This is a genomic window from Peribacillus sp. YIM B13477 (assembly GCF_042787955.1).
GTDB lineage: Bacteria > Bacillota > Bacilli > Bacillales > DSM-1321 > Peribacillus > Peribacillus frigoritolerans.
Window position 1 is genome coordinate 132,829 of the sequence record NZ_JBHZPD010000009.1, and the last position, 21,867, is coordinate 154,695.

Annotated in this window: 22 protein-coding genes; 7 read left to right on the plus strand and 15 right to left on the minus strand. The window is 34.5% G+C overall.

The genetic code is table 11. The annotated features are described in order from the left end of the window. Nucleotides 1-45: 45 nt before the first annotated feature. The 4 genes from ACFX4H_RS22380 to ACFX4H_RS22395 form a co-directional block, all read right to left on the minus strand. Nucleotides 46-213: a hypothetical protein gene (locus ACFX4H_RS22380; RefSeq protein ID WP_377436259.1), complete on the minus strand. Its 168-nt coding sequence runs from the start codon at nucleotides 211-213 to the stop codon at nucleotides 46-48. A gap of 84 nt (nucleotides 214-297) precedes the next feature. After that, nucleotides 298-465, minus strand: coding sequence for a hypothetical protein (locus tag ACFX4H_RS22385; protein ID WP_264896849.1), 168 nt, complete (start codon nucleotides 463-465; stop codon nucleotides 298-300). Between the two features lie 168 nt (nucleotides 466-633). Further along, the gene (locus tag ACFX4H_RS22390; protein ID WP_137024809.1) at nucleotides 634-1,170 is read right to left on the minus strand and encodes a sugar O-acetyltransferase; all 537 of its coding nucleotides are present in this window, start codon (nucleotides 1,168-1,170) and stop codon (nucleotides 634-636) included. A gap of 159 nt (nucleotides 1,171-1,329) precedes the next feature. Beyond that, on the minus strand, nucleotides 1,330-1,497 hold the full coding sequence (locus ACFX4H_RS22395) for a hypothetical protein (RefSeq protein ID WP_377436260.1): 168 nt from the start codon (nucleotides 1,495-1,497) through the stop codon (nucleotides 1,330-1,332). Nucleotides 1,498-2,236: 739 nt separating this feature from the next. Between ACFX4H_RS22395 and ACFX4H_RS22400 the strand changes: the two genes are divergently transcribed. The 3 genes from ACFX4H_RS22400 (at nucleotide 2,237) to ACFX4H_RS22410 (ending at nucleotide 4,322) form a co-directional block, all read left to right on the plus strand. Continuing rightward, the gene (locus ACFX4H_RS22400; RefSeq protein WP_377436261.1) at nucleotides 2,237-3,295 is read left to right on the plus strand and encodes an RES family NAD+ phosphorylase; all 1,059 of its coding nucleotides are present in this window, start codon (nucleotides 2,237-2,239) and stop codon (nucleotides 3,293-3,295) included. Nucleotides 3,296-3,574: 279 nt separating this feature from the next. Further along, nucleotides 3,575-4,048 carry a tyrosine-type recombinase/integrase gene (locus ACFX4H_RS22405; RefSeq protein ID WP_377436262.1) on the plus strand — a complete coding sequence of 158 codons (474 nt, stop codon included), beginning with the start codon at nucleotides 3,575-3,577 and terminating at the stop codon, nucleotides 4,046-4,048. A 55-nt stretch (nucleotides 4,049-4,103) separates the two neighbouring features. Then, on the plus strand, nucleotides 4,104-4,322 hold the full coding sequence (locus tag ACFX4H_RS22410; RefSeq protein WP_377436263.1) for a hypothetical protein: 219 nt from the start codon (nucleotides 4,104-4,106) through the stop codon (nucleotides 4,320-4,322). A gap of 183 nt (nucleotides 4,323-4,505) precedes the next feature. On the opposite strand, the gene ACFX4H_RS22415 is transcribed toward ACFX4H_RS22410, so the two are convergent. The 3 genes from ACFX4H_RS22415 to ACFX4H_RS22425 all read right to left on the minus strand — a co-directional run bounded on the left by ACFX4H_RS22415 (nucleotide 4,506) and on the right by ACFX4H_RS22425 (nucleotide 9,848). Beyond that, a complete protein-coding gene (locus ACFX4H_RS22415) occupies nucleotides 4,506-5,324 on the minus strand; it encodes an ABC transporter ATP-binding protein (protein ID WP_377436264.1) in 819 nt (272 codons plus the stop codon). A gap of 807 nt (nucleotides 5,325-6,131) precedes the next feature. Further along, nucleotides 6,132-7,583 (minus strand): GntP family permease, encoded by a 1,452-nt coding sequence (locus tag ACFX4H_RS22420; RefSeq protein ID WP_377436265.1) that lies wholly within the window; start codon nucleotides 7,581-7,583, stop codon nucleotides 6,132-6,134. Nucleotides 7,584-7,859: 276 nt separating this feature from the next. Continuing rightward, nucleotides 7,860-9,848 (minus strand): YjhG/YagF family D-xylonate dehydratase, encoded by a 1,989-nt coding sequence (locus ACFX4H_RS22425; protein ID WP_377436266.1) that lies wholly within the window; start codon nucleotides 9,846-9,848, stop codon nucleotides 7,860-7,862. 646 nt (nucleotides 9,849-10,494) lie between these two features. Here ACFX4H_RS22425 and ACFX4H_RS22430 point away from each other — a divergent pair. From ACFX4H_RS22430 to gucD, 3 genes are all read left to right on the plus strand, one after another. After that, complete coding sequence (locus ACFX4H_RS22430; protein WP_106027858.1) at nucleotides 10,495-11,262, plus strand: IclR family transcriptional regulator; 768 nt, start codon at nucleotides 10,495-10,497, stop codon at nucleotides 11,260-11,262. Between the two features lie 73 nt (nucleotides 11,263-11,335). Next, entirely contained in the window at nucleotides 11,336-12,229 is an 894-nt protein-coding gene (locus tag ACFX4H_RS22435) for a fumarylacetoacetate hydrolase family protein (protein ID WP_377436267.1), read from the plus strand. A 171-nt stretch (nucleotides 12,230-12,400) separates the two neighbouring features. Continuing rightward, nucleotides 12,401-13,867, plus strand: coding sequence for an alpha-ketoglutaric semialdehyde dehydrogenase GucD (gucD, locus tag ACFX4H_RS22440; protein ID WP_377436268.1), 1,467 nt, complete (start codon nucleotides 12,401-12,403; stop codon nucleotides 13,865-13,867). An 895-nt stretch (nucleotides 13,868-14,762) separates the two neighbouring features. On the opposite strand, the gene ACFX4H_RS22445 is transcribed toward gucD, so the two are convergent. Together ACFX4H_RS22445 and ACFX4H_RS22450 are read right to left on the minus strand one after the other, a co-directional pair. After that, nucleotides 14,763-15,026 (minus strand): hypothetical protein, encoded by a 264-nt coding sequence (locus ACFX4H_RS22445; protein ID WP_377436269.1) that lies wholly within the window; start codon nucleotides 15,024-15,026, stop codon nucleotides 14,763-14,765. 129 nt (nucleotides 15,027-15,155) lie between these two features. Continuing rightward, a complete protein-coding gene (locus ACFX4H_RS22450) occupies nucleotides 15,156-15,311 on the minus strand; it encodes a hypothetical protein (RefSeq protein ID WP_377436270.1) in 156 nt (51 codons plus the stop codon). 253 nt (nucleotides 15,312-15,564) lie between these two features. On the opposite strand from ACFX4H_RS22450, the gene ACFX4H_RS22455 reads away from it, so the two are divergent. Then, nucleotides 15,565-16,074, plus strand: coding sequence for an SH3 domain-containing protein (locus ACFX4H_RS22455; protein WP_377436271.1), 510 nt, complete (start codon nucleotides 15,565-15,567; stop codon nucleotides 16,072-16,074). Nucleotides 16,075-16,530: 456 nt separating this feature from the next. On the opposite strand, the gene ACFX4H_RS22460 is transcribed toward ACFX4H_RS22455, so the two are convergent. From ACFX4H_RS22460 to ACFX4H_RS22485, 6 genes are all read right to left on the minus strand, one after another. Beyond that, the gene (locus ACFX4H_RS22460; RefSeq protein WP_377436295.1) at nucleotides 16,531-17,061 is read right to left on the minus strand and encodes an Ig-like domain-containing protein; all 531 of its coding nucleotides are present in this window, start codon (nucleotides 17,059-17,061) and stop codon (nucleotides 16,531-16,533) included. Further along, nucleotides 17,036-17,758: a zinc-ribbon domain-containing protein gene (locus ACFX4H_RS22465; RefSeq protein ID WP_377436272.1), complete on the minus strand. Its 723-nt coding sequence runs from the start codon at nucleotides 17,756-17,758 to the stop codon at nucleotides 17,036-17,038. Before ACFX4H_RS22465 ends, ACFX4H_RS22460 begins: the two co-directional genes overlap by 26 nt. A gap of 160 nt (nucleotides 17,759-17,918) precedes the next feature. Further along, the gene (locus tag ACFX4H_RS22470) at nucleotides 17,919-18,629 is read right to left on the minus strand and encodes a hypothetical protein (RefSeq protein ID WP_377436273.1); all 711 of its coding nucleotides are present in this window, start codon (nucleotides 18,627-18,629) and stop codon (nucleotides 17,919-17,921) included. 563 nt (nucleotides 18,630-19,192) lie between these two features. After that, complete coding sequence (locus ACFX4H_RS22475) at nucleotides 19,193-20,503, minus strand: hypothetical protein (RefSeq protein ID WP_377436274.1); 1,311 nt, start codon at nucleotides 20,501-20,503, stop codon at nucleotides 19,193-19,195. A 217-nt stretch (nucleotides 20,504-20,720) separates the two neighbouring features. Then, a complete protein-coding gene (locus ACFX4H_RS22480; protein ID WP_377436275.1) occupies nucleotides 20,721-21,377 on the minus strand; it encodes a hypothetical protein in 657 nt (218 codons plus the stop codon). Between the two features lie 72 nt (nucleotides 21,378-21,449). Further along, entirely contained in the window at nucleotides 21,450-21,602 is a 153-nt protein-coding gene (locus ACFX4H_RS22485; RefSeq protein ID WP_377436276.1) for a helix-turn-helix domain-containing protein, read from the minus strand. Nucleotides 21,603-21,867: the final 265 nt, after the last annotated feature.

Here is a 21,867-nt window from a genome sequence, read left to right on the forward strand (position 1 = left end):
GCAACCTTCCTTATTAAAGTAATGCACCTGTTAGAAGCTAAATTATTATTTTTGATTTTTTAATTTCCAAACCTCTTCTTCGAGATTACCTATTCTTTGTTGAAGTGCTTTCTTCGGTTCTGAAATCCTTCGAGCCAATATAACGAAGAAACCTATAATAGCAATAATTCCTCCACCAAAAGCAATAATAAATAACAATGCAACATCAAACATATAAACAACTCCTAATTTATCTAGGGATTTCAGGTTGAAATAAATCGTCCTCAGTATGTCACCAGAATCAGCTAAAATAAACAGTTAAAAGACTTTAAAAAGAACGGAGTTTGCCCAGTATGCCACTAGAATAATAATAATTGTAGTAACAATAACAAGCATTTTTTTACTGTGATTTCCAACTTCTTTCTTTTCCCCTATTTCCTCTCTGTATTTCATTTGTACCTTTTTCTTTTTATCATCTAATTTCATTGCAAGTAGACCCCTTAATGAAAATAATTTAAGTTTATTTTACCATAAAAATCCATACTCGTTCTTCAACTAACCTGCCCCGTTAGTGCCATAAGAAAAAGCTGCCTTAAAGACAGCCCCGATCTTCAGCTAAAGCACCCGTTAGTTCAACAAAGGACAACTGGAAAATTAAATACTTTTTAGTATCTTTGCTGGGTTTCCAGCCACTATTGTATTGGCAGGAACATCTTTTGTAACAACAGAGCCAGCAGCAACGATTGAATTATCTCCAATCGTGACTCCAGCCAGGATTATGCAACTTCCACCAATCCATACATCGTTTCCAATTATAATTGGTATTCCATATCCACTCTTGTTCCTATCCTTGGGTTCGATTGAATGACCAGCCGTATATATCCCTACATTGGGGCCTATCATACAGTTGTCACCAACCCTAACTTCTGCCATATCTAAAATAGTGCAGTTATAGCCAGCATAAAAATTATCGCCAACGTGGATATTGTAGCCCAAATCACAATGGAAATTGTGTTCAATACTAGGATCAACACCTACAGTACCAAACAAATTCTTTATTATTTCTTCTCTTTTTGAGAAATCTTCTATAGCACTATTGTTAAATTCTTGAACAAGTTTATGAGCACGAATATTTTTTAATTTTAGTTCCTCCGTTCCTCGTTCATAATAGATTTTCTCTTTATCGTTCATACCTAATTTCCCCCTTTCAGTTAGTACAAATGTTACCATAATCTTCAACTAACCTGCCCCGTTAGTGCCATAAGAAAAAGAGCTGCCTTAAAGACAGCTCCGATCTTCAGCTAACGCACCCGTTAGTTCAACAAGGATTAAAGTTTTTATGAAACCCTTTCAACTTAGAGAAAATATCCATGCTGCTATTACTAATATAAAAAAAATTATAGCAACAATCATCATTTCTAAATTAGTCTCTTTATTATTTGTTTCTTTTCTCATTTTTTTTCTATACTCATGCTGAATTTTATATGTATCTCTTTTATTTTTTTTGCGTCTATCCATATTTGCACCCACCTATTTGTTCCGTTTATTCGGACGGTGTTAAAAATAAGTCTTAATGAACTAAAGCACCCGTTTGTTTAAGAAGAACATCATTAATCAATTAAATGGTTCTTTTCAATTTTCTTTTCTTATTTGAATCCGTAATTATTATTAAAACTAAGATTATTAGGCTTATTCCAAGTATAATAGCACCTACCATACTTACTCCCATTCCTGCAAATCCCCTAATTAACTTCAAACCAACAAAATGCGTTATGATACCTAAATTCACAAGAACCAATGGAGAAATATATCTTTCTCTTGTTCTTGATTACCCAAAACAAACCCCAAATACTTAGTAATGAAATAGCAATAGGAAAATAGATAAATAGAACTGAAGTAAACAAGGCTAACCCTCCCAACATTTGTGAGTTTTATCTTATTATATGTATTATCTACTTACATATTTTAACATGAAATCACATTTCCTTAATGAACTAATCTGCCCCGTTAGTTGAACAAGTAAAAATCCATACTAGAGTTATTTATTGTTTTTATAACACAATGTTACAATAACACAAAAGCACGTTGTAAATTTTGAGTACACTCATAGTAGGCAATTAAAAATACTATTTTAAGTGGTTTTTGTTTGTAAATTTTAAGTTGTATAATAAATGAAGTAGATAAGTAGATTGAAAGTAAAAGTTGGTCGTGAGAAAAGGTAAAAAATCCAATTTACTGTGCAGGAGGAATATTTTCGATGAAAGTTTGCTGTGAAAATTGTTTTAACTATGAACCTTTTAAAAAACATATTCAAGAAAAAGGGATAATTAATAACTGTTCATTTTGTACATCTCAAAACGTTCGAACACTTGATGTTCAAGATATCTTTTTTGATGAAAATCTTCCTTTCACTTTTGCCGATAGATTTAACCCCAATGATTTAGGCTTCGAATTAGAAAGGTTCTTCACCAAACAAATCGACCTGTTGAGTGATTCTTTATCGCCTACATCTACGAAAGATCTATTATACAAATTATTTCGCGAATCCATAGGCAGAGAAAAACTTGATGGGAAATTTAGCGTCACGTTACAGGGAAATATAATCAACATTTGGAATGACTTCAAAGAAAATATTAAACATGGTAATCGGTTCGGTTTCGGAATTGACAATAAATTAAAGGAATCACTTATTGAAATACTCCAAACTAATGAAATGAATTTAAACGCAGGAGAAACTCTTTTTCGTGCGAGACTTGGAAAGGTTGAGAATAGCGACAGTTTACCATATGAAGACGACCAAATCATGAATCCTCCCAAACACTTAGCTTCTGAGGGAAGAATTAATCCAAAAGGAATTCCTTATCTATATTTAGCTGAAAACTTAGAAACTGCAATTGCAGAAGTAAGACCTTATAAAGGAAAGGAGGTTTCCGTTGCTAATGTGAAAATTGAAGACAATATCCGGATCTCTTCATTTAAAAATGCTACATTCCACGGCAAGACGCTTTTTAAGCAATTTGAGCTTTATTCGTTAACCAATAAAGTAAACATGGAACTCTCAAAGCCTGTGGAAGAGGAAACAAAGTATTTTAATTATTTACCTACACAATATGTTGCGGAGTTAGCAAAACATCTTAAATTTGAAGGTCTTGCATACAGTAGTGCATTAGAAAATGGGAAAAATTATTGTTTATTTAATCAAGATAAAGCTTCATGGGTAAGTAGCCGGTTGTATAGAACTAAACAAGTTCATATAGAGCACGAACCTGTAGATAGTGGGGATGACTTATCTAGTTGGAACTTTAACTTTAAATAGTAAAAAGCTAAATAGGGAGTAAATTAAGTAAATTAAGGACTCCCTATTTTAATTATCTTTCTAACGCTGCCCTACTTTTATTTTATTTCTTGCCTTTATCTTTCATTAGTATTACAGCATAATTTTTATCGAGTTATATAGATGGTAAACCCTACACCTTGATGTAATCAAGCTTTTTTATCTTTTATTGTTTTAATGGTATTCCATACTTTTTACTATTTGCAATCCCTTATTTTGCAAGAGCTTTCGTTGTAAGCCCATTTATCACCACGTTTATGGATGTGTGCCATACTTGAAAGTTTAAGAGCTAATTTACCTGATGATGTCTTATTACCTTATGATGAGGATGCTCGTTTTCTTGAATTCGTGAAGCATGACTATGAAAAGGAGCTACCTGAAAAGTCCAGAAAACTCATATATTTTAAAAGGGACAAGGAACGTGATTTTGCAATCTTATCTCTCTTCTTAGGAAGTGGCATCAGGGTGAATGAGTTATCCAACTTAAGGATAAGAGACTTGGATTTCGAGGAAAAACAAATACATGTTTTACGTAAGGGTGGAAAAAAGGATGTAGTGGCAGTCTCTCCTCCGTCTATGCAGGATATAAAAGATTACCTAGCAGTGCGAACTGAACGTTATAGGGGATCAAACGATGATACGGCCTATGTATTCTTGACTAGGGTGAATAATGGAGTCCCCCTCTTCCAACCGCGCCATCTAGGCTTTAGTAAAGAAATACACGAAAGCCTTTAAGTCCAATAATTCCAAGTCCCTACACTAAATTAGGCAAACCTATGGGACGAATATAATGGACCAATCAGGAGATATTCATTTGTTGATGACTCAACTTGGTCATAATTCAACCACAACGGCTGCACTATATACAAACCCTGGGCAGGAGAAGTCTAAAAAGGCCGCAAAACAGATGGGAGAGAGAAGAACAAATTATCGTGAAAAGAATTTAAAAAAGGAGAAGATTTCTAATCTTCGCCTTTTTAGTTTGAGAGCACATAACAATGCCAAGTAAAGTATAGTACTACCTTATAGAGACACCTACCATTCTTCATATTGGTATAATTAAGATGTCCTAACGACTATTATTATGCCCTCACTAAATCCAGTTATTTAATTAGGCCTCCATGGAAAGTTTATATTCACCTTGTAGTTTTACCATTACGAACGCTATACTTTACTCTTCAGCATATTAGGTTTATTTTTTCTCAGAAAATAACAGGGATTTAATCCGGATCCAGGGACGCTCATTCTCCCATTCTACTTTGACTGGGACACGAAAGGTCTTTTCCAATAATGATTCGGTTAATACGTCCCTTTTTTCTCCTTTATCCATAACGTTCCCCGAATTGATTAACATAGCATGGGTTATAGATGGTACGATTTCTTCAATATGATGTGTAACATATAAAATGGTTGGGCCGTTCGGTGCAGCAGTCATATCTTCAATAGATGCTAACAGCTCTTCTTTAGAGTAAATATCCAGTCCATTGCAAGGCTCATCTAAGATTAATAATTGCGGTGAAGACATGAGGGCTCTTGCAATCATTACTTTTCTTTTTTCACCTTGAGAGAGTGTGTGGATAGATTGGTTAGACAAAAGTTTGATTCTGAATTGGTCAAGTAATGCTTTTGCTTTCTTCACATCATCCTCTGTAAATTCCTCATATAATCCAATTGAAGCAAATTTTCCGCTTAAAACTACTTCAAGTGCTGTATCATTTGGGCGAGACTGATATTCCTGATCTAATGAGGAACTGACCCAGCCGATGGATTTCCGCAGTTCAGGAATATTCGTTTTCCCAAAAAGATTTCCTAAAACGGACACTTCACCACTATTCGGCCATTGATAACCTGTAATCATTTTTAAAAGAGATGTTTTCCCTGATCCATTTAGTCCTAGAAGTGCCCAATGTTCCCCTTTTTGGACCTCCCATGAAACCCCATTCAATAACAGCTTTCCATTTCGCTTCCAGGTAATATTTTTAAGTGAAATGATGCTTTTCGTTCGACTCACTTTTTCTCCTCCTTAAGGTATTAAAGCCTTTTACAAACGGTTTTCCCATGTCCAAAATTTTCAAAGTGTTTGCTTGGTCCCTTGCTATGTTAGTAGACAAGAACCAATGTCCCCTAGCAATCAAGGTTAGTGTAAAAACCAAATTAACTGAATAATGTAATTATATTAAAATTTTAACATTTTGTAATTTTTTCCTTAGCATTGTTTTGATTTTTTTTATTTTTTTGTTGATCCACTTCACCCAAGGGGTAAAACTAGTAGACATATATATCATGAATATCCCAACCTAGTCAGAAAGCAAAGACACGTAAATAGCTAAAAAAAAGAAAGAAATGGTGGTAAATGAAATACAAAACAATAAATGAAGATTTAATTCTTATATTTATTGGGGGCGCTTATGTTTGGTTATTGGAATTATGGCACCTTCTCACCGTAAAGATGAAATTCTGTCATGTCTGTGAAGCATTTTGATTTGGCATTGTTGCCTTAAGGCACGCTCGAGAATATTGGACGCTACGAAATTACCAAAACGTTCATTGATATAGTACGGACAAACTGACCCTTTTTTCTCCAAATCGATGTCTTTAAAAAAAACACCCTCTTAAGGCGTGATCCTCCGGCAAGTAAGTTTGCTCTTCCCGATTCTACCTTCAATAACAGATTGTTGAAGGAGTTGCAACAGACACTTTCATCCATACATTATAAAAAAAAGAAGTTGATTATCTACATAATAGTAGGTTATCAACTTCTAAATCTTATTTAAATAGACTTTATAACTGGTCGTAAACCGTCCCCTCGTTTACGGTTTTATGCCTTTATATCCCCCAAAGCGTTTCTTTTATCCTTAGATCGGTCAAACATACTGAAATATATTGCTACTATACTAATGAGAATTATTACTGCTATAGAGATAATTAAGGATGCATCTAATAATAAAATAAACCCTAATCCCGCTACAGAAGTAATAGTGGAAAGTATTGTCCATGTTGAAAACGTTTCCTTCATGCTTAACCCAAAATATTCTTTAATCATCCAAAATCCTGCATCATTAACATGCGAGCAAATTGAGCTGCCTGCCCCAGTTGCAAGAGTTACTAAGGCTAAATTAACATCGTATTGAGCCAACATTGGAATTACTAATCCTGCAGTGGACATAGCTGCAACTGTGGCTGATCCTAAAGATAACCGTAATATCGCAGCAACTAACCAAGCAAGTATGATCGGTGACATTGAAGTTTCTGTAAATAATTCTGCTACATAATCCCCTACACCACCATCAATTAGTACTTGCTTGAAAGCACCCCCACCTCCAATAATTAATAGCATCATACCAATTGCAGCAATTGATGACGTACAAGAATCCATCACTTCTTTTATTGAAGTATTTCTTGCTATTCCCATTGTATAGAATGCAAGAATTAAAGATATCAACATGGCAGAAGAAGGGTTTCCTATAAGTCGAACAATTTCTAATAATGTACTCCCTTCAAATCCAATTGATTTTTGAATCATATCAACAATTGTAGATATAGCCATTAATAAAACGGGGAACATTGCAGTCAATACACTTATACCGAAAGCTGGTGTTTCTTCAAGCTGGAATGTTTTTTGTTCGCCTAAAGAAGCTATATTACCTGTTTTGTTGAATGCATCAGGTACAATCTTTTTAGCCACCTTAGTATATAGAGGGCCTGCTAAAATGACGGTTGGTATTGCGACAATAATACCGTAAAGTAAAACTAATCCAATATCTGCACCATATTCACCAGCTATTACTGTTGGCCCTGGATGTGGAGGTAAGAAACTATGAGTTGCTAATAAGGCTGCAGCCATAGGAATACCTAGGTGCAAAATAGAAACTCTTAATTCTTTCGCAATTGAAAATACAATTGGAATTAATAAAACTAACCCTACTTCAAAAAATAGTGCTATACCCACAATAAACGAAGCAACTACAACAGCCCACTGAATTCTTTTTTCTCCAAATTTATTAATTAAGGTCATTGCAATACGCTGGGCTCCTCCTGCATCAGCAATTAACCTACCAAGCATTGCACCAAGTCCAAATATTAAAGCTATATGACCAAGTGTACCTCCTAATCCACCTTCAATCGATGCAACAACATTTTCAAGCGGCATTCCTAGTGCTAAAGATACAGTAAAAGATACAATAATTAATGAAACAAATGTATTTAATTTGAATCCAGTAATCAAAATTAGCAACAGGATAATCCCAATCGCTACGATAAGTAGTGGCATAATAAACCTCCAAAAAAATAATTAAAATATTTCTATTTGCTCAACTTAAAAAAGACCGAACCTATATTTTAATTAGTAAGTAACTCTAGGGTGCTTATGCTATTTTGTTTACTAGTCATAAAGTGTAGATATTTGAAAAAACGAAATATAGTAATCGCTTTCATTTGAAGCAATTACAAAATTTAGCGTGCACTACTATTTAATAAAATGGGATAATAAACGATTAAGTTTAAAAAGTAAGGTCTTAAATGTGCTTTAAAGTTGCGCAATTATAGATTAATTTTGAACTAGTGTTTTTTCTTCACCTAATGCTTTTACTCCCGCATTTAGAACTTCAATAATTCGATCTGTATCATAGATATTTCCGCGCCAGGTTCCTCCACTTACTGATTGAAGCGCAGCCCATAAACGAGTATCATCTGGAAGACCAGGATCCGGTTTGAGGTCTGGATGAAGGTCACGTTCTTTCAAGACTTTAGTTGCCTTTTCTAAAGAAAGTCTTTCATTCTCAGTTCCAACAAAATTAACGGAGCCCACTAACTGATTGCGGTCAACAATGATTTCAATAACGTCTCCATCACGCAATTTCCCAATTGCTCCCCCAGCCAATGCCTCAGGTCCAATATGTCCAATGCATGCGCCAGTAGAAACACCCGAAAAACGCGCATCTGTAATCAGGGAGACATGTTTGCCAAAAGACAAATGTTTTAATGCCGATGTTAGTTGATATGTTTCCTCCATCCCGGTTCCTGAAGGACCACCGCCCATAACAACCATTATATCTCCTGCTTCAATACCCCCTGTTTTAATAGCTTTTATAGCTGTCTTTTCTGAAGTGAAGACTTTAGCTTTTCCTGTATGTCGATACACTCCGTCTTCTCCTACTACAGATGAATCAATGGATGTTGATTTTATTACTGATCCTTCAGGAGCAATATTTCCTTTCGGGAATGTAACAGTAGAGGTTAGACCTTTTTCTTTTGCTTTGACTGGATCCATGATAACATCATCAGGATTAATTCCATCAATTTCCAATAATTGTTTTTTCATCATTGTACGTCTTTCTGATTTTTCCCACCAATCGAGGTTTGCACCAAGGCTTTCTCCAGTAACGGTTAGTACATCTTCATGCAACACACCTAATTTTCTTAGATGGAGCATAACCTCTGGAACCCCACCTGCTAGGAATACCTTAACGGTTGTGTGACCAACAGGACCATTTGGTAGTACATCGACCAAGCGAGGAACTTTCTTATTGATTCTAGTCCAATCTTCAACAGTGGGTATCTTACAATTAGCTGCATGAGCAATTGCTGGGATATGAAGTAATAAATTTGTTGAACCTCCGAAAGCTGCGTGAATCACCATAGCATTTTCTATCGCTTTATCCGTAATAATATCTTTGGTATAGATCTTTTTCTTCTCCAACTCTAAAGCTGCACGTGCTGATTGCCTAGCCATCTCCATCCATATTGGCTGACCTGAAGGTGCTAGTGCCGAGTGAGGTAAGGCCATTCCAATAGCTTCAGCAACTACTTGGGAGGTGCCAGCTGTACCAAGAAATTGACATCCTCCTCCCGGTGTAGCACAAGCACGACATCCGAGATCAGCAGCTTCTTGTAAAGTAATTTCGTTGTTTGCGTATCTTGCCCCAATTGTTTGAATCTTTCCTGCGTCTTCTCCATTTGTAGGTGGAAGAGTAACACCTCCAGGGACAATGATTGTTGGCAAGTTGTGCATTGACGCTAGAGCTACCATCATGGCTGGAAGACCTTTATCACACGTAGCTACCCCAATAATTGCACGACGCGTAGGCAATGATCGAATTAATCTTCGATAAACTATAGCTGCATCGTTTCGAAAAGGAAGGGAATCAAACATACCGGTAGTTCCTTGAGAACGACCATCACATGGATCACTTACGAATCCTGCAAAAGGAACCCCTCCTTGTCTACTAATCTCTTCAGCTGACGCCTTCATTAATAAACCTATTTCCCAATGGCCAGTATGATACCCTAACGCAATTGGAGTACCATCATGATTCCTAATTCCACCTTGAGTACCGAGGATTAGAACTTGTTTTCCAAGGAGGTTTGAAGGTGCCCATCCCATTCCAACATTTTGGGATAATCCAAAAAGGTCACCACTTGGTGAATCTAGCAACATTTCTGATGTAAGTGGGAGTGAACCATCTGCCCCTTTTGAATGAGTTTGAACTTTGTAAAAAGATACATCCTCTTCGCCAAATATCGATTGTAATGACATATGTATTCCTCCGTTAATAAGATTTTTTTATTTCAAAAAAAGAAATATAATTATGTTGCTCACATATTAACTGCTAATTTTTGACCTATATTTATAGCACTTACTATCATGCTTGCCTACTGCTATTTCGATTTTTATAATCTGAAATATTGAATATTCTTAGGACTGTTTATCTTGTATACTCTATAAAAACCTCTCCTTTAGTTTTATAATATAAAACACAGTTCATCTATATTGAACTTTGGTTGCCATTTAAAATAATCACATTTTTTCTGAAAAGTCAATCAACTTTCCGAAGCTAATTATAGAGTAGGATTTCATGTTATTTACAATAAACCTCTATATTTTACTCATATCTACGTAAGGAATCTAAAACAACAGAGGGTATAATTCTAAAAAAATACTAGTTTTTGTACAGATATTAACTCCTATAAATCTTACGTAGATAATTGTATGACTTAATAACTTCGCTTTGTAGAATGAGAATGATAAATGAATTCTTTATAATTTTTCTTTGGATAAAGGAAATCCATGTATTTAATTATGTTTCTTGACATTTTTAAAAAACTAGTATTATATTTGAATTGTAAGAATGTTTGTAATAATAAAAACAAGTTTTATAATTTAAAACAAGTAGGTGAAATCCATGCCTGTTATTCAATCGGTAGATCGTGCTCTTCGTATTCTTGATTTGTTTGACGAACATACAGCAGAATTGAAAATAACAGATATAAGTAATCAGTTAGGACTTCATAAGAGCACTGTTCATTCTTTATTGAAAACGCTTTTAAATCATGGCTATATCAGTCAAAATCCTGAGAATGGGAAGTATGGTTTGGGAATGAAGCTCTTTGAAAGAGGAAACTATGTTATTCAGTCTTTAGACGTTAGAGATTTATCAAAAAAATACTTAATGGATTTATCGGTAAAAACCGGACAGACTGCCCACTTGGTTATACTAGACGGCAAAGAGGGAGTTTATATTGATAAAGTTGAAGGCCCTATGGCTGTTATTCTTTATTCAAAAATAGGGAAAAGAATTCCACTTCACTGCTCCGCTGTTGGTAAAGCTTTAATAGCTTTTAAAGATCAGGAAGAAATTAAAAAAATTCTAAATGAATATGTCTATTTTAAACAAACTGAATATACCATTACAGGTGAATCTGAATTTTTGCGTGAGCTTCAACAAGTTCAATCTCAAGGGTACGCAGTTGATAATCAGGAAAACGAGCCAGGTGTTCGCTGTATTGCAGCACCTATTCGAAATCATGAGAATAAAGTTATTGCAGCTATTAGCCTTTCTACACTTATAGCTCGTATAGATGAGGCTCAGCTAGAAACTTTTATTGAACAACTGGAACAGGCGGCTTTCCAATTATCAGAACAAATGGGAAATGGGATACCAATTTCATAGAGATGGTTCCCTTCTCTTTTGTCTATATATGAAAACTCAGTTTTATAATATAAAACATTAGGAGGCTATTTTTATGCGTATTATCCGATATTTAAATGAGCATTCAAAAGCAACTCTAGCAGCTGTTACAAATGAGGGAAAAGTATACCCTCTTCCTCAAGAAGGATTGATTGAATTAATCCAACAGGCAAACGAACAAAATGTTTCTCCCCTCTCTTTTGTAGAATTTACTATTTCCAAGTCAAAGCCTATTCCATACTCTGTAGAAGATTTATCGTTACTTGTTCCTATTGAAGCTGAAGAAGTATGGGCTTCCGGTGTTACATATGAGCGTAGTCGCGATGCACGTAATTATGAAGCAACAGGTGGAAAGCTTGATGCAACTACTTTCTATGACAAGATATATGAGGCTGAACGGCCAGAAATTTTCTTTAAGTCTACGGCTGCTCGTACGGTTGGTCCAGGACAGGACGTTTACATACGTAGTGATTCTAATTGGCAAATTCCTGAGCCAGAAGTGGGCATTGTTATTAATCGAGATGGTGAAATCCTTGGATATACGATTGGAAATGATATGAGTTGTCGTGACATTGAAGGAGAGAACCCTCTTTATCTACCACAAGCAAAAATGTGGAAAAATTCTTGTTCCATTGGACCGGCAATTATCCTTGCAGAGTCCGTGGAAGATCCCTACAATTTTGACATCACATGTCGAATCTACCGCAATGACGAGCTTAAAGTAGGGGGAAAAGCGAATACTAGCCAGTTAAAAAGAAAATTTGATGAATTAATATCTTTCCTCATACGCGACAACGAAATTTTTGACGGTACTGTATTATTGACTGGTACATGTATAATTCCACCAAATGACTTTACCTTATTAGATGGCGATGAGATTGAAATTGAAGTCTCTAGTATTGGTGTCTTGAAAAATTGTGTAAAGTTACCAAAACACATATTAGTTTGAGCAAAACCGATAACACACTAATCATGCAGAAAAATACTCATTGAATTCTTGGAAAAACACTAGTTAACGAGAGTTCTCCAACTAAACCATAAAATTAACTACAATAAAGACTTTGGCATTCAATGTTTCAGGATTAAGCAAACTGTTTCAAGGAATATGGGGGTATATAAGGTGAACGTAAAAACTGACGTAAAAACGTATTTAAACTATATCAATGGTAAATGGGTAACTGCTTCTATTCAAAAGGTTGATACTAGTATCAATCCAGCCAATCGTCATGAAATCATCGGTTTTGTACAACAGTCTGAAAAAGAAGATTTAGATAACGCTGTTCTTGCTGCGAAGGATGCTCAAGTTTTCTGGGGGAAGCTATCTGGTGCTGCCCGTGGAGAGTATTTGTATAAGGTCGCAAATGCACTCGAGCAACGTATTGATGAAATTGCGGAAACGATGACTCGTGAAATGGGAAAAACATTTCTGGAAGCAAAAGGGGAAACAGCTAGAGGTGTCGCTATCCTTCGTTATTATGCAGGAGAAGGAATGAGAAAAATAGGTGATGTGATTCCCTCATCGGATTCTGAAGCACTGATGTTCACTACTCGTGCTCCCCTTGGAGTTGTAGGCGTTATCACACCTTGGAATTTCCCAGTGGCAATCCCCATCTGGAAAATAGCGCCTGCACTCATCTATGGAAATACTGTTATTCTTAAACCAGCTCAAGAAGCCGCAGTAACCGCAGCCAAAGTAATAGAATGCTTTGACGAGGCAGGGCTTCCAATGGGTACTATTAATATGGTGACAGGCCCTGGGTCTGTCATTGGTCAGGCGATTACTAACCACCCGGATATTAATGGAATTACATTCACAGGATCTGATGCGGTTGGTAAATTAATTGGGCTAGGAGCTCTAAAGCGTGGTGCAAAGTATCAGTTAGAAATGGGTGGGAAGAATCCTGTCATTGTAGCCAATGACGCCGATTTAGAAGAGGCAGTAGAAGCAACTATTAGTGGAGGCCTCCGTTCTACGGGACAGAAATGTACAGCTACAAGCCGTGTAATCGTACAAAGTGAAGTTTACGAGCAGTTCAAAAATAAACTTATTGAAAAGATAAAGGAAATAAAAATTGGGAATGGTTTAAAAGAAGATATATGGATGGGGCCATGTGCAAGTGAGAACCAGTTGAATACAGTACTTTCTTACGTAAAGAAAGGAATTGAAGAGGGCGCGACATTGATTTATGGCGGTAAACGTTTGGAGGAAGATGAATTAGTCAATGGATTCTTTATGGAACCTACTGTCTTTGAAAATGTAAGTAATAGAATGTCTATTGCCCAAGAGGAAATTTTCGGACCAGTGCTTGCCCTTATCAAGGTTGAGACTTTAGAAGAAGCATTACAAATTGCAAACGACGTGAAATTTGGACTAAGTGCTTCTATTTTCACTAAAAATATTGGTCACATGCTTTCTTTTATTAATGAGATGGATGCTGGTCTCGTACGTATTAATGCTGAATCTGCTGGAGTTGAACTCCAAGCCCCATTCGGGGGAATGAAACAATCTAGCTCCCACTCTCGTGAGCAAGGAGAAGCTGCAATTGAGTTTTTCACTTCTATTAAAACCGTATTTGTAAAGCCATAAATGGATTTTTCAGAAGAATATATACCAGATATGTTTTCTAATAATTATGTTCTCTTGAAATAAACCTTATAAGAACTAACCCTCAAAAACTTATAATTGATACTTAAAAAGTGCATAAAAGCTATTGCTTTTATGCACTTTTTATAGTACAGAACAAAGCTTGATAAATCAAGGATGAATAAAAACCTCCATAAATAAAAAAAATAAGGCGCATAAGTATTAATAAATTCATCCCCTTTATATTCATTCCCTTCCAATATTATTGAATTAATAGGATTATATGGTGTGAATTCAGAAAAAGAATATTCCTCTTCTTAGGCAGCGGCATCCGGGTGAATGAGTTATCCAATTTAAGGTTACGAAACTTGGATTTTGAGGAAAAACAGATACACGTTTTACGTAAGGGTGGTAAAAAGGATGTAGTGGCAGTCTCTCCTCCAAGGGATTGCCCTTTTCGTAGTTTACAATTTCAATAGTCAACATAAGATAAATTATAGGAAGTTATAAAAATACAAAATTCACTGTCTCAAAATGACAAGTAATCTTTTTGTAGTGAGACAGAATTAAAGTGTGCAAAAAAAGCACACATCTTAAACGTATCATTCCACAGAATATTCATACGTGTTCATTGTATAATATAGGTACCCCTTATTTGGATCTCTGAATACGATTGTCCAGGACCAGTCGCATTCAGAGAAAAAAACTTTGGGCTCATTTCCTTAGAGGTTTTTATCGTATCTCATTGCAACGAGAAATCTTATATTTTGAGACAAAATAAGAAATTTTACATTAATTGATATCCTTATTTTTGTATTTCTTCTTTTGATGGTGTATCCGCTTTATCTATTATAGTGATTTCTACTTTCTTCCTTGGTCATCGGTTCAGCTGCCTCAGTTATACACTGTCTTTATCGTCTTTAAATACAACAGCTATTTCAAATCTTTTCTTTCCTTTTAGCTTAGCGTTACCAGTCACTTTAATTTCTTCTATGTTGTCTTCAACATAGTTCTTCTCATTGATTAAGTATTTATGGACATCCCATTTTAATTGTTCAGAGTAGTCTATTTCTGCACTTGTGGGTTGTGTGGAAAAATAGAGAATACTTCCCCCTATAATTAAAACGGCCACAATCCCTAAGAATATTAAAATATTTTTCATTTCTTTATATACCTTGCTAATAAGTAAATTCCCCCTATTATTATTACTGCCCAAAACACTAAAGGAGTTATTTGCATTAAGTTTTCCATATTCATTCTCCTTTCTTCATAAAGGTTTTTCTTAAGCTCCTTATCTTTGGTTTAGCATTGCAACTAAAGCTTGAACAATTTCAGGTAACCAACGATATTGCTGATAAGCAATAACAAAGAGACTCCCCGCACAAACAACTAAAGCAACTACTTTGATTTGCTCCAGTACCGCGGGATCAATATTAAATTTCTTCAATAAAACCATCTCCTTATTTACTTTCTTTATACATTTTAGCAAATATTAGATAATTTAAGCAGTGCGTTAAAAAAGAGATTGGGGGGAGCATCCCGGCTTGCTTATGAATTCATAAATTATGGTAAAATCAACCTTGAGATAGGGCACGTCCTTATTAATAAAATAGTTTTATATAGCTCCTTATGATATGATTAAAAAGGAATATTTTTCATAAAAATAAGTAAATTATGACTATGTATAAGGAGCTATGAAAATGAAAAAAATGATTTCGCTTTTGGTAGGTGCTTGTTTGCTGATGTTATGTGTAGCATCCAACTCGGCTGAATCTCAAGCCCCAAGCTACGACAAATCTTATGCAAAAACAACTCTTACCGTAAAATCTTCACCTGGGACTTCGTATAAAACATTAGGGACAATTAAAGAAGGTACAATAGTAAATGTATATGGTGGTGTACCTATCGGTAAGGATCAGGGTAAATGGATTTCTGCTAAACAATATGGTTGGTCCAAAATCAAATACAAAGGCAAATATGCCTATGTAAAAACATACGAATTACACTTTGCTGATCCATATCAATGGTCACCAGGAGTATATACAAAAACTATTAATGAAATTAAGAAAAATTATGTAGGAAAAAAAGATAAAACAAAATTAGAAAAAGGCGGACTAGGCCAGTACATTATGTATATACAAATCAATGGAAAAGGCAAATGGCAACAGCTTGTAGCTATTGATAATAAAACAGGTTGGTATCACGGTTAATTAATAAGTTCAATAAATAAGAAAAGGGTCATATCTATTAGAAATATAATAGGTATGACCCTTTTCTCCTAATAGGTAGGTCACAGTTAATAAAGATAAATATACAATTTTTTCCAATACGGAATTCTAGTATTAAAAGCTTCTTTCAGAAGAGATACATTAACCTTTTTCAGGTATTTGTACTCGATATGTAACCGTGCGATAGGTATCAATTCTGATAAAACGACCAACATTGCTTCCATTGTCTTATTAACAATTATTAATTTAATTGCTATTAACGATATTATTCATTTTGTTTTCCGGCTTCATTCACCTAAGATGCCATCGTGGCGAAAATCATTCCAAAACCTATAGAAAAAGCCGAGGAGTTAACCTCGACTTGTGTATACACCATTTAATGTTTTACCACTGTAATCGTTCTCTTAGAACTAGTATTTCCTGCTCTTTCTTTTGCAGTTATGAAAGTGTCGTTCCTTTTTTCTGTGCTTTAATGTTAACTGAGTAGACCCCTTTAGAACTAGCTTTTGCTGAACCAATGGATTTACTTCCTACTTTAACAGTTACAGTTGAGTTTGCTTCAGCTTTCCCTTTTACAACTTTATCGTTATCATCTACTTTATTTACTGTTGGCTTGCTTGGGGCGACAACATCAGCAACAGTTACCGATACACTTGAACTCACATTGCCGGCACTATCTTTAACTGTGACTGTCAATTTAATTCCTGCTTTTTGAACAGGTATTTTAATAGAGAACGTACCTTTTGATGTTGCTTTTGCTGAACCTAACACCTTACTTCCATTTTTAACAGTAACAGTAGAACTAGCCTCTGCTTTTCCAGTTAATACTTTGTCATTATTATCAATCTTATAAACTGTTGGCTTAGATGGTTTAACATTGTCTACAAATCCAGTTCCGATAGCGTATATGTCTTCTGTTGTATTATCGTCATTATATTCGTTGTCAAGGTCTATGACACCACATAGTATGTGCCTTTCTTACTTGATACGCTTGCATCTCTGGATTTAGAACAACTAGATTGTTGTCATCACATACTAGTGAGTTTGAGCAATGCCGACATCCACGTGTTTGACGTGCAACTACTCTATTTGGAAACTCGTGACCTTTCTCTTTACACTTCCACCAAACTTTATGTCCGGAACCAAAAACAACATCGTAAGGAGTTAAATCACCGTTCTTAGTTGGATGCCATTCAGCTGCTAAACTAGGATTAACTACCGATAAATTATTAGTTTCACAAACTTTTCTATTCGTACAATAAGGACATCTTCTACCATCGTTTCTATCAGTAATGCGGGCTGGCCATTCGTGTTTTGGATGTTTGGAACAACGCCACCATACTTTTTTACCTGCACCAGGTACAACTTGTTCAGGAGTTAGTTCACCGTTCTTCGTCGGGTGCCATTCAGCTGCAAGTTCAGGATTCAAAACAGCAAGGTTATTTTCTTTGGATACCCGTTGATTTGTGCAAAAAGGGCATTTAGCTCCTTTGTTACGAAGTCTTATCTCAAGTGTCCATCGATGTTCGCTATTTTTAGAATAAATCCAATGAGCCTTATAATGAGAACCAGGGACATAATCTTTGGGCTCTTTTGCGTTTCTCTCATCCCATTCTTTTAAAATATCTGTATTCCAAGTTAAAGTATTCTTTTTCGTTATCGTCAACGTAATTTCTCCTTATATATTAAGTTTTGCAATTAATAATTGGAATGTACGTTCTTAATTATAAGTAACCATAAGTTTTTAGTCTATTTAGCAACAATCCTTGAGAAAACAGCCTATATGTAAAAAAGCAACCCGGAATTAAGGTTGCTTTGGATTTTTATCATTGCCCTCCGGCCATTTCTATATCGATATATATCTGACTAGCTTCTTCTTCGGTAATTCCAAATTTTTTACTAGCCAATTCAGCGATTTGGGGATCGTGTACTTCTGGAACATAAGTCTCCCCATAATTTGTTAACTCTTCATAGGTTGCTTTCATATATGCATAAACGGCATCGGTATCTATAGAGGGTGTTACTTCTGTTGCATCTTCTTCGGTTGTATCTTCCTCTGTGGATGTAGCCTCTTGTGTTTCTGTTTCTTCCTTTGGACGGACATCATCTAAACTGTATGAATCTCCGTTAATTGTAATGGTTTTCAGAAAATTATCTTGTGGACTTACTTCATAAATATCGTCATTGTATTGAAATGTGAATTTTCCTATTGTACATTGTGATTCATCTCCACAATCAAACTCACCATCATATTGATCAGATAAGGAGATTATGAAGTTATATTGTTCTTCCATTGATAAATTGTTGAAAAAATCATCATTTAGCTCTGCACCGACCGTATATATATAGCGGGTGTTTGATTCATTCTTTTCCTCATTGTCCTTAGTAATCGTTATGTCTCCTTTTATATAATCCTTAAAACCAGAATCATTAAGACTAGTCGTTACGTAAGTGTTTAATCTTTCAGCGGATTGTTTATCATCATTTGAACATCCAGCTAATAATAAAATTATGAGTGCGAACATCAGTGGTTTCAATCTATTCCCTCCAACATTAAGTTGGATTAATTTTATCATAATAAATACTTAAATTTACTGAAAAAGGAAAACAATACTTGGAATACTTTAAATATATTTATATCCGACCTTTCTGGTTAAGCATAGTTTTCTCAGCATCATTTTGTAAGCAAAATCGCACGATCACCAATGAGTTATTTTACTACCGTTTATCGAGTATTAAAGCAAAAAAGACAAGAAATGAGACCTTGTCTTTTTACATCTTACCATCATTCCATAACGGATATTTTAAAGGGAACGTTTAACATCATTTAAGATTTAATCATTTTTATATTATCAAGACCTAAATCTTAAAAAGTCATAAAAATTAAAAGGTGATACATATTAGTCATGTATAATATGTATCACTCTTTTAATTTTTGTTCAACAATCGCGTCCTTTAATGGAATAACTATAATAAGTTCTCAATCCTAAAATCACTTATTTCCTCTTTAATTAACGCTACCCGTTACTTTAAGTACAATAGTTCACATTCTCCCCTTGTAAATCAAAAAAATTTACACTGTTATTAATAAGTTTTTTATTTATTCCTTACCAGTAAATTGTCTAATTCCCCTTCCTATTTTGTCTGAATCCATATGAAGTATTTTATGAATTGTTTCGATATATCTATAAAAGGCGTATATTAGTTGTAACCCACCAATAATATTCCTATCCAACTTTTTCCGATTAAAAGCAAGCTCTTTTCTTATCGTTTCCTCGTCTATTTTCATTTTGTTCCGGTATTGGTTTACATTAGACATTTCGTCAAAACCATTTTTTGTAAACAGTAATTTCTCGTAATACTGTAATTCTTTAACTCGCCAAGTTATACTTCTAAATTCTCTTAACTCAAATCGATAATTTGCAAACCAGAAAGCAAACATCTCATTCTCCGAATTATTCATTTCTTCAAGGATTTTAATCAAATCATTTAATGCTGCAATATCCTCAAATAAAAAATCTTTATCATCAAAGTGTATTTCGAAATCTATGAACAATTTTTCATATTCTGCAGGAAGTGTGTTAAATTTTTTTAATGTCCAAAACTCATAAATTAAATCATAACAATTCAAAGCATAGTCTAGATTCTTTGACCCTTCAACAACAATATCAAGTACTGGTTTTTCAATTTTCCTAAATAATTGAACAACTTCTTCTAATTTCTTTTTATTTGCCTGAGCGATTGCCCTTCTTGTAACACCCTTACTACTCACAAAGTACCATAAAAAAATTATTAAAATAAATATAACAATTGCGGATAGTTTCGAAAATACGTTATTCCAAAGTGAAAAAAATAAATTATACCATTGGTATTTTATTGTTTCTATACCAACCTGTATGTAAGAGTAATCCAATGTGAAAATTGTCAAGACAGCTGCTAATATCGAACCAATAGATATAAAAAACAAGAAAAAGGTTTTTATCCACTCAGTTAATCTAGGAGCCGTAAGATAATGACAAAGATTGTGGTCATCCCTAAAAATTCCAGTCCGAATAGTACCTTTTCTAAGGTAATGATAAATCTTTTGAAAACCATAATAAAATCGTATTAACTTTATAAGTATCCTTTTTTTCCTAATAAACCGTACTGTTAACTCGGTATAAATAGAATATATAACTATATTGAGACTTGAGAGTACTAAGCTCCACAAAAGGGTAATGATAAAGATTTCAATTAAATATATTGCATACAGTCCAACCCATTTCTTTGACCATGGCAGGCTGGAATTAAACTCTTTAATTATAGAAGCAATTTCTGTCGGGGAATGAATAACAAACAGCCATATCAACACAAATAAGAATAGGCAAATTACAACAAGATTAAATATTAGCGTACCTTCTATTTTCCTCATAAACTTTTTTGACATCCTCTCATCTTAAAACAGTTAAATACATATTCTGTATATTTTCAGGAAATCCCTCCTGTGCTAAACTACCCCATTAGTTTAAGTACAGTTCTTCACAATCTCTATTTTCTTGTTCATCAATATGGCACTTAAATGATGATAAACGCTGTTCCTTGTTACAGAAAAGCGCCCGTTTGTTGAATAACATTTATTGAAGATATTATTAATTTTCTTCTTTGTACTTTTTGGATAACTGAAAATAATAGTTTTCAGTCCATTCCCAATGCATTTCAAAACCAGAGCTAAAAATATCCATAATAGTATTATATAAATCTTGCTCTTCAAGATAAGATTGAACGTCAATATCCTTTATTTCTCCATTAGCTCTTTTCCATTCAGTCTTAAAGTAGATTCTAAGAAAATCTTTTAATACATTAACCTGATCAATTAATTCAGGGATTTTATTATCGTCATAATAACCATCTTTATTCGTTATCCTACTAAGCAGATTGGAAACTAAATATAAAATAAAGTCATTATTTTTATTTGAGTCAGGACCAAAATATAAAATCAATAAAGTTCCATTTTTTTCAATTTCATTTTTTAACTTGGATACTTCTGCTTCATCACTTGTTGCTGAATCAGATTTGATAAATTCAAATAGTGAGTAACAAGCAGAAATAAAGTCAACACTTTTCTTTCTCACTTCTTGGATCCATTCTATTCTAGCTTTAGCCACCACGTTTCCTTTCAACGACTTTTTGGTGTTATGTACTGAAATCCAAGCACTAATGATACTACCAAAAAAAGCGACAAATGCTGCAATGCTAGCCCATTGAAAATTTCCATTTACATCAAAAAAAATATTTGCAAAATCCACCTTTGAAATCACTCCTTAACTAAATCTTAGCAAATAAAATACCGAAGGGTGTGATTTCTTTTCATTCACAAGTTAATCCACTTCCGCTTCCGCCTTTTCATATTGTGCTTCACTATGATGTGAATCTACAATTTTAAGAATTTTCTTCTGCTTTGCATAATGATAGACCGTTGCTTTGGAAATCCCTAGTAAATCGGCTACCTCATGTTGCGTATACCATTCCACTTTATCCACTCTTTCTACCTGGATTTCCTATTCATTTCATTCATCATTTACCCATGATTGTTACAGCATGATTTTCTCATGATACAAATCGGCTTCATCTTGTCCAAATCTTACGCGATATTGTAGATGTGGATAATCATATCCTTGAATGTGTTGACAATAATTGGATACTCGGTCCCCTTCTACCCTCTTGAAAGAGGCTTATTGACATATATATGTTTCGTGGTCAAAATGTGGTCAACAAAACTAATGGCACCCAACAATA